At 60.9% G+C, this 9,068-nt stretch carries 11 protein-coding genes and 1 pseudogene; 7 read left to right on the top strand and 5 right to left on the bottom strand.

Annotated elements, in window-relative coordinates; genetic code table 11:
* Positions 1 to 458, top strand: a 458-nt coding sequence (locus BN1233_RS31695) for a DDE-type integrase/transposase/recombinase (RefSeq protein ID WP_046867640.1), incomplete at its 5' end; no start/stop codon positions are given.
* A gap of 285 nt (positions 459 to 743) precedes the next feature.
* Here BN1233_RS31695 and BN1233_RS31690 read toward each other — a convergent pair.
* A complete protein-coding gene (locus BN1233_RS31690) occupies positions 744 to 1,124 on the bottom strand; it encodes a response regulator (protein WP_074078403.1) in 381 nt (126 codons plus the stop codon).
* Positions 1,125 to 2,480: 1,356 nt separating this feature from the next.
* Here BN1233_RS31690 and BN1233_RS43590 point away from each other — a divergent pair.
* Together BN1233_RS43590 and BN1233_RS49260 are read left to right on the top strand one after the other, a co-directional pair.
* Positions 2,481 to 3,059 carry a response regulator gene (locus tag BN1233_RS43590; RefSeq protein ID WP_048709338.1) on the top strand — a complete coding sequence of 193 codons (579 nt, stop codon included), beginning with the start codon at positions 2,481 to 2,483 and terminating at the stop codon, positions 3,057 to 3,059.
* Positions 3,060 to 3,256: 197 nt separating this feature from the next.
* A complete protein-coding gene (locus BN1233_RS49260; protein ID WP_046867639.1) occupies positions 3,257 to 3,517 on the top strand; it encodes a hypothetical protein in 261 nt (86 codons plus the stop codon).
* A gap of 89 nt (positions 3,518 to 3,606) precedes the next feature.
* On the opposite strand, the gene BN1233_RS31675 is transcribed toward BN1233_RS49260, so the two are convergent.
* Positions 3,607 to 4,344, bottom strand: a complete 738-nt coding sequence (locus BN1233_RS31675) for a gamma-glutamylcyclotransferase (RefSeq protein ID WP_046867638.1) — start codon at positions 4,342 to 4,344, stop codon at positions 3,607 to 3,609.
* Positions 4,345 to 4,749: 405 nt separating this feature from the next.
* Here BN1233_RS31675 and BN1233_RS31670 point away from each other — a divergent pair, with 405 nt between their 5' ends.
* Positions 4,750 to 5,907, top strand: coding sequence for a sensor histidine kinase (locus BN1233_RS31670; RefSeq protein ID WP_082145766.1), 1,158 nt, complete (start codon positions 4,750 to 4,752; stop codon positions 5,905 to 5,907).
* A gap of 551 nt (positions 5,908 to 6,458) precedes the next feature.
* Positions 6,459 to 6,707 (top strand): DUF6894 family protein, encoded by a 249-nt coding sequence (locus BN1233_RS31660; protein WP_046867764.1) that lies wholly within the window; start codon positions 6,459 to 6,461, stop codon positions 6,705 to 6,707.
* A gap of 203 nt (positions 6,708 to 6,910) precedes the next feature.
* On the opposite strand, the gene BN1233_RS31655 is transcribed toward BN1233_RS31660, so the two are convergent.
* The 3 genes from BN1233_RS31655 to BN1233_RS31650 all read right to left on the bottom strand — a co-directional run bounded on the left by BN1233_RS31655 (position 6,911) and on the right by BN1233_RS31650 (position 7,964).
* On the bottom strand, positions 6,911 to 7,291 hold the full coding sequence (locus BN1233_RS31655) for a PRC-barrel domain-containing protein (RefSeq protein WP_052764006.1): 381 nt from the start codon (positions 7,289 to 7,291) through the stop codon (positions 6,911 to 6,913).
* 161 nt (positions 7,292 to 7,452) lie between these two features.
* Positions 7,453 to 7,590, bottom strand: a complete 138-nt coding sequence (locus BN1233_RS47540; RefSeq protein WP_154678321.1) for a hypothetical protein — start codon at positions 7,588 to 7,590, stop codon at positions 7,453 to 7,455.
* An 83-nt stretch (positions 7,591 to 7,673) separates the two neighbouring features.
* Positions 7,674 to 7,964 carry a hypothetical protein gene (locus BN1233_RS31650; protein ID WP_046867636.1) on the bottom strand — a complete coding sequence of 97 codons (291 nt, stop codon included), beginning with the start codon at positions 7,962 to 7,964 and terminating at the stop codon, positions 7,674 to 7,676.
* Positions 7,965 to 8,324: 360 nt separating this feature from the next.
* Between BN1233_RS31650 and BN1233_RS31645 the strand changes: the two genes are divergently transcribed.
* Both BN1233_RS31645 and BN1233_RS31640 read left to right on the top strand, forming a co-directional pair.
* The gene (locus tag BN1233_RS31645) at positions 8,325 to 8,549 is read left to right on the top strand and encodes a hypothetical protein (RefSeq protein WP_046867635.1); all 225 of its coding nucleotides are present in this window, start codon (positions 8,325 to 8,327) and stop codon (positions 8,547 to 8,549) included.
* A pseudogene (locus BN1233_RS31640) lies at positions 8,539 to 9,068 on the top strand (sigma-70 family RNA polymerase sigma factor); the annotation flags it as partial. The gene BN1233_RS31645 and the pseudogene BN1233_RS31640, both read left to right, overlap by 11 nt.

Genomic DNA, 9,068 nt, shown 5'->3' with positions numbered 1-9,068 from the left:
TCCCCATGGCGCGCGGGTTCGTCTATCTGGCGGCGGTGGTCGACTGGGTCAGCCGACGGATTCTGGCCTGGCGGCTGTCCATCACGCTGGAGGCGGCGTTCTGCATCGAGGCTCTCGAGGAGGCGCTGGCCCGCTATGGCCGGCCGGAGATCTTCAACACCGATCAAGGAAGCCAGTTCACCAGTCATGACTTTACCGGTGTTCTGCTCAAGAATGCGATCGTGATCAGCATGGATGGCAAGGGCGCCTGGCGGGACAATGTCTTTGTCGAGCGGCTCTGGCGATCCATCAAATACGAGGAGGTGCATCTGAAAGCCTACGACAGTGTCGCCGAGGCACGCGCCTCGATCAGCCGATATCTGGCATTTTACAATGGCCAGAGGCCTCATTCGAGCCTTGACCAGCGGACGCCCGATCAGGCCTACTTCAACCCGCTGCCGCAGCTCGCGGCGGCTTAACCCCGGCAGACGCTCCACTTAGCGAACCGAAAACGCTGTTCCGACAAACCGAGCCACCTCAATCGTCTTTACTCACGAGATGGAAGTAGTAGTGCGTCACCATGCTGTCCTCAACCTCCTGTCCGGGGTGGCCCTCGGGGGCGTCAGCCATTTCCCGCCGAGGGCCTGACCCGTCAGACTCACGTGGACAAGTCGTGACTGGTCAACGGCATCATTGGGCTACCCCATTGCCCTTGGCATCCGAATGGCTGCGCTGCCGAGGGGTGTGTGAAATCTGCGGTGGGCTCATGGCTCCGGCCTGAGAGCAATAACCTGCGGCTTCGCGAGGCGCTTGACGAGTTCAACGATGGTGTTCGGCAGGTACGGCTTGGTGATGAACGGGATGTGTTCGGGCCATTCCTCTGCCGGAGGCTGGGCTCGCCCCGAAGTGGCAATCACCCGGACTCCCGGCCAGCGCTTGTGAACCACACGGGCGAGATCACAGCCGTTCAGTGGCCCTGGCATCTCGACATCCGTGATCACCGCCTGAATGTCGGGGCGGGCTTGAAGGATCGTGAGGGCCTCCTCGGCATTCAGCGCTTCAAAGACTTTGAATCCCGCCTCGTCGAGGAAGTCTGCCGCAAAGTTGCGAAGCAGGGTCTCATCTTCCACGACCAGAACGGTCATGCGGGGCTCGGGCAAATCATTCATCAGGCAATAAACCAAAGCAGTAAGGCATCAACCGAGGACCCGAAGGAATGTTCCTCCTCGGTTTTCACGGAACCTTGGCTGTGCTGCGGCGGTGCCGTGCTGGTGCCCGCTCCCGCCCGGCCGGGCCTTACAAGAGCCTCGTGGCCGGAGCCACCGCGCGAGGCTATTTTCGTGGTCGATCCCTGATCAGGTGGCACGCCCACCCCGTCTGCACGACCAGCCTTTGAGTTCGCCAAGTGCCCACTCGTGATCGAGCCGGGACAGCACAGCGCGCACATTGTGCGGTGGCGGTCGTTGCAAGATGATCTCATACACATCCCGGAGATCGTTGCGGATCGCCCGCAGGAGTTCTGTGTCGGACTGAAGAGGGACTCCACCAGCAGGTCTACCGCCGCGCATCATCGGCGACCTCCGTTGCATTCCGTTGCTCAAGGTGAGTCCCGATTCGGGTCGCACTAGGGCAGTCCGGACCACAATTGTGTCCGTTTCTGCGGAAAACATCAGATCAGCTTGCCAGAGTTCTTCTGGCGGAATGCAGGGCCACGAACTTCCATTAAGAACCAGTGGCAGGGGCATTCGAGTTTCCCCGAATGGCGATGCGATGAGGAAACGGAGTGGGCGTAGTGCAACGGATTAGCCAGACTGCCTTCTGGCGAGATGGTTTGGTTAGGTCCCCGGTCGGGAGTGCTGACCCGCCGGAGGCCGCCTCCGCAAGCCTCGACTTCAGGGCCGCGCGGTAGCTCATAGCGAGTTGAGTCTCGTCGTCTCACACAACTAACAGCACCGGTCTCGAGGAGGCTGCCCGTGCGTGTGGCTGCATCAGCCGCGCAGCGCTGAACACCTTCTGTCGCTTCCCTTGGCATGACCAACAGCCAAGCCACGCGAAGGCGACCAGAACAGGGCAGCCCGGAGGCTTAATCGTATAACTTTAGACGAGTTCTTTGCCAATCTGTCGGGTTCCTTACAGACGGCTTGTAGCTCGCGTGGCATTTACCGATCGTTTACTCGTTCGGCCGCCGGGGGCGATCCTGTGCAGAGTGACGGTCAGGCATCCAATTCCGAGAGCACCGCGCGGGTTCGCGATCACGTCCGCACCCGGCTTCAGGCCCTGCGCGAATACCTCCATGCCAAGCGGCAATCCCCGCGATCGGGATCAGGGGCTGCGTCCATCAAGCCCGATCGAGAGAACGATAGTTCGGGCGGTGGCAGCCATGCCTAACCGCACACCTTCCCCTCTGGTGTCGTGCAGCAGTTTGCAATGCACCACGTCAGCCTTGCACGACCATCCCTTTGCAATCTGCGCCTCGCGAGGCGCAATCCTGGAGACATTGCGTGACGATCCTTTGGAAAGCGAGTGCGGGCAATTTCAGTGCACCCGCGAACGATGAAGTGTGCCCTCAGCCGCGCGTCCTGGTGCTCCAGCGAGACCTGATCCCCAACCTTGCTCTCCTGACCTCCCTCACGCGAGCCGGGCTGGAGATCATCGGCCCCTTCACCAAGGTCTCGCAAGCCCGCACCTGGATCGCGAGCAACCGCCCCGATGCCGCCGTTCTCGATGTTGCCTTGTGGGACGGCCTTGCCTTCGATCTCGCGGGCGTACTGATCCGCAGAGGCATCCCGCTCCTGTTCTACACCTCCTGGACCGACACCAGCCTCATTCCAGGTGAACTTCGCGCGATGCCGTTCCTGGAGAAGCCGGTGCATCTCGTCCTGGTCACGAAGCTGCTCACCAGGATGATCGCGGACGGACAGGTCTTTGAGGTTAAGGAAGGCACGGACTGGAGCAGCATCTTGGACCTGCCCCGCCGAAGGGCTGCGGGTCATCCACATTCCGGCCCCCACAGACCATCAGCGAACGATCCTGAAAACCTGCCAAACCCGCTCATCCCTGTCGCGGGAGAGTCGCGATGAGAGCCGTGTGGCCGAGCCCTGAGCCGCATCGTCCGATGTCGCACACTATTCCTGACCTGCCGTCCTCGGTACCTCTCTTGGGCTGGGTCTCCTCGCCGAAGCGACGCGATGTGCTTTCCGGGATTGCACGAAGTCCCTTGTTTCGTCGCATTGTGAGCCGAGAAATCCTGGCTTGGTGCGATCTCCACCATGCCCTGATGACCAGAACGAGCCATCAACCGCATCCTCTCGCGCGGGCGCAGGCCCTCGATACGTGGGCTGTGGCGCGTGAGCGCGCAATCGAAAAGCTCGTCCACGAGACAGAAGCTCTGGAGGAACATAATCTTACCAAGGACGCGGCCTATCTCGCCATCTCACGGTTGCGGGAGAGTGTGCGCCGGGAACGCGCTGAAGCCGCTGCGCTCCGAGCGACGTGGGACCGGTGCCGCAAGAGTGAGAGAACATGGGAGTGGTCCTGAGCTAAGTTCCCCAGCCGCATCACTGATCAGGCGACTCGTTCCCGAGTCGGCACGAAGGACCTTTCACTTTGCTGGTCGACCCCTCACGATCAAGTCGCAATAAGTCCGCGTGAGCATTGTAAGGTGGCGGTCGTTGCAGGATGCCCATCATGCGCCGCTGTGGTCCTGATCCGCTCGGCCACAAGCGCCTGCAAGCGCCAGAGATTACGGTCCCGAATACCGTGCTCCGCGAGGTGAGCGACCGTGTTGCAGAGATATTCGGCGCACGAGCCCCAGTGGCCGCACGCGCTCGCCAATACGTCTGCAATCACTTCCGGCTGCAACCTGCCGACATAAAAGCGAGACTGCCGGTTCATCACAAAGGCCAACGCACGTGCGGGTCCCTGCTCCGTGTTCACAGCAATCCAGCGCGGGATATTGTTGGGCGGCCTCACAGTCATCTCCCGTCGCACAAGCTTTCCAAGCTGCGTTTCCAGGTTTTCTGGCGCGAGCTTAAACAGCACTCCGTGGCACTGACCGCCTCGGTCAAGTGACATCATCAGTCCCGGCTGCTCCCTAGTGCCTCGGAACCGCTCGACCCGGAAGCAGAAGGAGCGATGCCACCCCTGCGCCGTTCCCTTGCGAGCTTCGATGTGCTCAATCTCAGGTTTCCAGATCAGGGAACCATAGGCAAAAAGCCATGTCTCCGGTCCATCTGGATGGGATGCGAGGAGGCCCTGCACGACAGCATCGTAGTCCTCATCCGTGTGGTAGGCGAGGTGCGGATCGGGACCAGGGTCCTCCAGCACGCGATGAACCTGCGCGACGAGGTCAGGTGTCAGCGCCATCGGCCCACTTGCTCTGGCTGATCTCAAGGCGCGGCCTCACATCCACCACGTGCACATTGGAGCATGCCCATTGCTGAGGACGACACCGATAACGGGCAGGTGACACAGTTTCATAGAAAGCCAGCAGTCTCAAGCGGCGTTCAATATGCGAGCGGCAGTTGCCTGCACCTGCTGACAGGTGTGATCGAAGAAGCGCGAGCGCGCTATCCTGCTGGGATGCGGGAAGCGTTATGGGGCCTGGACGTTGTTGACGGCGGTTCTGGATGCCTACGCTGGCGAGCCTATCTGCACTGTGTCACCTTGCCGCGAGAGCAATACGCAGCGGGTCCTGAAACCCTTCCGGCCAAGCCGCGTTAGCCAAGGTTGATCAGCAGGCTGGGGTGCCCCGGCTACCTGCCGGGGAAGATGATGTCGGATCACGAGCCTCACCTCACGCTCCTTGAGAGCGAATTCGAGCGCGTTCTCGATAACTACGCCCATGAAGCCTCCGGCGGGCAGAATTCCACCAGCGAAAATCGCAGTCATACCGAGGAACTGCTTCGGGAACGGGCACGTGATCGGCGGTTCCGCCAACTGCTCGATGCACTCCCGGCAGCGGTTTACACGACCGACGCCGCCGGGCGGATCACGTTCTACAATGAGGCTGCTGTCGAGTTATGGGGTTGCCGCCCGGAACTCGGGAAGAGCGAGTGGTGCGGATCGTGGAAGCTGTTCTGGCCTGACGGCACACCCCTGCCGCACAAAAACTGCCCAATGGCAGTCGCCCTCAAAGAGGATCGTGCAGTCCGGGGGGCTGAGGCCATAGCCGAGCGCCCGGACGGCACCCGCGTCCCCTTCATTCCCTATCCCACCCCGCTCCACGACGGCTCAGGCAAGCTGGTCGGGGCCGTCAACATGCTGGTGGATATCACCGACCGCAAGCGCGCCGAGGACCAGCAAGCTCTGCTCGTCCGCGAGTTGCACCACCGCGTCAAGAACATGCTCGCGACGGTTCAGGCTGTCATGGGCTCAACCGCTCGTGCTTCAACGACCATGGAGGAGTTCCAGCAGGCGTTCACGGGCCGGATCATGGCGCTCGCGCGAACCCATTCGAGCCTTGCCGAAGATCAATGGCAGGCGATCTCCACTCGAAATCTCCTGTGCAACGAACTCGATCCCTATGATGACGGCTCTGGTCGGGTTCAGCTTAACGGTCCCGCTGTAGACGTACCAGCCACGGTTGCGGTGCCCCTCAGCATGGCGGTTCATGAACTGACGACCAACGCCGCAAAGTATGGAGCCCTCTCCGTGCTCGGCGGGTCTATCTCGGTTTCCTGGACTCTGGCTGGAGAAGCCGATCGCCGGGAACTCGCCATAACATGGATCGAACGGGATGGCCCTGCGATCGAGCCGCCAACCCGGCATGGCTTTGGCTCGCAGCTTCTCGAACGGGTGCTGAAGAACCAGATCGGTGCTCGTGTGACCATCTTGTATAAATCAGAAGGATTGCGGGCTCGTATTGTTGTCCCGCTTCCATCGGAACGATCCCCGCCTACACCGCTGGACAGCATGGGTGCTGCTTGATGCCCGCGCGCATGGGGCCGGTTGAACGCCTGCTCTTCTGCAATACCGCAATCTGTCAGACGTGATGAGGTCAGTAGTAGTTGCTCGCCGGAATGGCAGGTCAGCCCATGCCTTATCGGCTCCGCCCGGCAGAGGCGACGCGTTCAAGCTCCGCCCGGCCATTCTTCAGGGCAGCCTGCTCAGAGGAGTGCGATCTATCCGATCTCTGGAGCAGCTTGCCATGCTCGCGGATGGTCCAGCGGAAATGCCCGGCTGGCCTGTCGCAGGGCTGAACGTTCAAGGTGTAGGGGAAGGCTTGTTCGTGGATCATGCCACCCCTATGACATGCCCGGTCCCTGGTTTCCACCCGGTCTCCCGCATAGCAGGTGACACATGCCTACATGATCCTCGCGTCGAATCTCGACGAGCCATTCAAGCCCGAGCCTAAGAGGCAAATGCCGCAATGCAGTCTTGCACGACAGGGTAGAGCCGATGGTTCAAGTATTATCCGAACAACAATGAGCGCTCTGGCGCGCCGAATTGGCCGTCAGGCGGTCTCGAAGGAGGAAAGGATGCCACGGTATCTGTTCCATCTCTACCGTGATGGTGCGAGGTTCCCCGATAGTAAGGGCCAGCAGTTGGACGATGCTGACCAAGCCTGGGAGACGGCGAAAGCCGCAGCGCTCGGGCTCATGAACGCTGAGGCGAATGGGACAGCGGTTTGGTCCGCGAGCCACTTCGAGGTGGCCAATGAACAGAACGAGGTGGTCTTTGAGTTCCCGTTCACAGAAGCCGTGAAGGTCAGGAGTCAGCCGAGTTGAGTCTCTCTGAAGCGTGTTGTCAGCGGGATTCTCGGCGTCCGCTGGTCGAGTGGTCCCCTCTCGTTCTGTGAAGCCGTTTCGGCAATTGCTGCCCTGGCGGAGGGCTTGGCGGTCGCATGACAAAGGACCGGTTCTGGCGGCTGTGCCCGCGATCAAGCAGAAGTCTGGAAGGCATCTGGATGACCCTCCGGGCTCGGAAGAGGCTATTGCAGTTTGCCAAAGTCAAACGCTGGCGCAGCGGTCATCTGCTCTCTTGTCAAGTCTGTGGTGAACTTTGCTTCGGGGCCAACCTTGATCTGAGTGACTGGAACGGCAACGAGCTTGTCACCCACACCGAGAAAGCCGCCAACGGATAGAATCACTGCGATTAGATTCGCTTGGTTGAGATCAACAAGTACGTCCTCGATCTGCCCAACAGAGATGTCGCCGTGGTAAACCTTGCTCCCGATCAACTTGCTCGCCCGAGCGCTACCCGCCAGGGCCGCTTGGTCAATACCTGCTGTCGGAGTCATGGGCTGTGGGCTGCTGGTCGGGCTTTCGCTTTGCGCCTGCTGTGCATGAGCCACAGAAATGGAGACCAGCATTGCGAATACAGCGCACGTCGGAGTTTACATCGCATCTACCTTCCTCATGGTCAGCCAAGGCGGAGGGCGACGTCTGCCGTTTGGTTGGCGCTCAGGGCATCTGTCCCGATCGTCGCCCAATGATGGAATAATAGCGGGCTCCCACACCGCTCACCAGTAAGCTAACCGTGGCGGTTTGCGTAGCGGTTCTTCTTCGCAAGGTTCTGTTGTCCTTCACGCGTCTTGGCCGGGGCGATCACCTGCTTGTAGCGCACCGTGTTCTTCTTCCAGGAAGGCCGTCCGCGAGCTTTCCCTGCCATGAGCTTTCTCCCTTTTGGTCGTCAGAATTTCGGGTTTGCGGGCTGATCAGCCCAGACGCCAGTTCAGAGAGCATTACCGCCCCTTACAGACCAGAGGTCAAGTGCGCCCGCATTCGCTGTTGCAGCGTATCGAGCTTGCGCACGTAGGGCTCACGTTCGCGGCTGTGGCGGCTTTCCCGCTCTGCCCGCAAGCGTGCCCGCTCGGCCTCCGCGTTCGGCCACTGCTCGATCCGCTCGCAATCTCGCTCGTAGCGGCATTCGATGTCCGCCAGGGCCGCCAATGTGGCCTGGAGTTCGTGAAGCAGATCATCGGAAGACCAGAAGGTCTTCTTGACCTGCGTTGTCAGGCGACGGGCAAGGGCATGGCTGCGCATCTTGGACCTCCTCAGTATTGATGGATTTGTCAGCGGTTCGGCGCGAGCCCGAGCACCGCCCTTCAATTTGGCAAGCGTTCTGTCGGGCTAAGCGCCGCCTTCAGACATCTCAATGATCCGGAGCACTTACCCAACTGGCTGAGCAGACTCCCTCCTGGCTACCACCAGTCTCCGGGTTTCGGCGATGGGGCGAGGCCCACTCCCGTGACGCGACTCCAAGGGTTCAAAGCCGCACACCCGCTCCCGTTCCAACGACCCAGTAACGAAAGCTCAGAAATCGTTTGTCTCTCAGGAACGTAGCCGCACCTGAACCGTTCACGGTGTAACTCTCAACGAGAGCGAGACCGGAGGAGACGCCGCATGGCGCGCAGCGCGGAGGACGACTGGCCGGAGAACCAGCGTGTTGCTCCCGATGCTTCACGGAGCAACGAGTTGCTGCATCGCGCTCGGATGGAAGCACAGTCTCAGGTTTTCGCTGGGCTGCGCGTCATGGATGCGGAGTTGATCGCGGAGCCTGTGCCAGATCGTCGGCTTGGACTCATCCAGGAGTTCGAGGCAACGAGAGCGTCACGGCATGGCCGTTGAAGTCTCTCTACGCGACGGACTCCTCGCGGCGCTTCCGAGCCTGCGCGCCTTTGCGATCTCGGTGACTAACGATTCCATCCGGGCTGACGATCTCGTCCAGGACACCATTCTGCGCGCCTGGGCGAACAGCCATCGTTTCCAGGCGGGCACCAATCTGCACGCATGGCTCTTCACGATCCTGCGCAACCTCTTCTAATCCGAATACCGGAAGCGCAAGAGGGAAGTCGAGGACGTGGACGGGTCCTATGCCGAGAGGCTGATGACGCTGCCTGACCAGCAGGGTCATCTCGACTTTGAGGACTTTCGGGTGGCGCTTGCGAGGCTGTTGGTGGATCACCGGGAGGCGCTGATTTTGGTCACTGCGCAGGGCATGTCCTACGAGGAAGCCGCTGAGGTTTGCGGGGTCGCGATTGGCACAGTCAAGAGCCGGGTCAATCGGGCTCGGCACCGGCTGGCAGAGTTGTTGGGCATTACCGACGATCCAGAACTCGGACCGGACAGCATCACGAGAGCGGCGCT

Source organism: Microvirga massiliensis (genome assembly GCF_001006805.1).
Taxonomy (GTDB): domain Bacteria; phylum Pseudomonadota; class Alphaproteobacteria; order Rhizobiales; family Beijerinckiaceae; genus Microvirga; species Microvirga massiliensis.
The sequence above is the reverse complement of the archived record's forward strand: the minus strand, read 5'-3'. Positions and strand labels throughout refer to the sequence as shown.

Excerpts from the sequence above, each read along its gene's own strand:
- BN1233_RS31690 (WP_074078403.1), bottom strand. The coding sequence starts at position 1,124 with ATGACCGTTCTGGTCGTGGAAGATGAGACCCTGCTTCGCAACTTTGCG.
- BN1233_RS49260 (WP_046867639.1), top strand. The coding sequence starts at position 3,257 with ATGACCAGAACGAGCCATCAACCGCATCCTCTCGCGCGGGCGCAGGCC.
- BN1233_RS31675 (WP_046867638.1), bottom strand. The coding sequence starts at position 4,344 with ATGGCGCTGACACCTGACCTCGTCGCGCAGGTTCATCGCGTGCTGGAG.
- BN1233_RS31670 (WP_082145766.1), top strand. The coding sequence starts at position 4,750 with ATGATGTCGGATCACGAGCCTCACCTCACGCTCCTTGAGAGCGAATTC.
- BN1233_RS31660 (WP_046867764.1), top strand. The coding sequence starts at position 6,459 with ATGCCACGGTATCTGTTCCATCTCTACCGTGATGGTGCGAGGTTCCCC.
- BN1233_RS31655 (WP_052764006.1), bottom strand. The coding sequence starts at position 7,291 with ATGCTGGTCTCCATTTCTGTGGCTCATGCACAGCAGGCGCAAAGCGAA.
- BN1233_RS47540 (WP_154678321.1), bottom strand. The coding sequence starts at position 7,590 with ATGGCAGGGAAAGCTCGCGGACGGCCTTCCTGGAAGAAGAACACGGTG.
- BN1233_RS31650 (WP_046867636.1), bottom strand. The coding sequence starts at position 7,964 with ATGCGCAGCCATGCCCTTGCCCGTCGCCTGACAACGCAGGTCAAGAAG.
- BN1233_RS31645 (WP_046867635.1), top strand. The coding sequence starts at position 8,325 with ATGGCGCGCAGCGCGGAGGACGACTGGCCGGAGAACCAGCGTGTTGCT.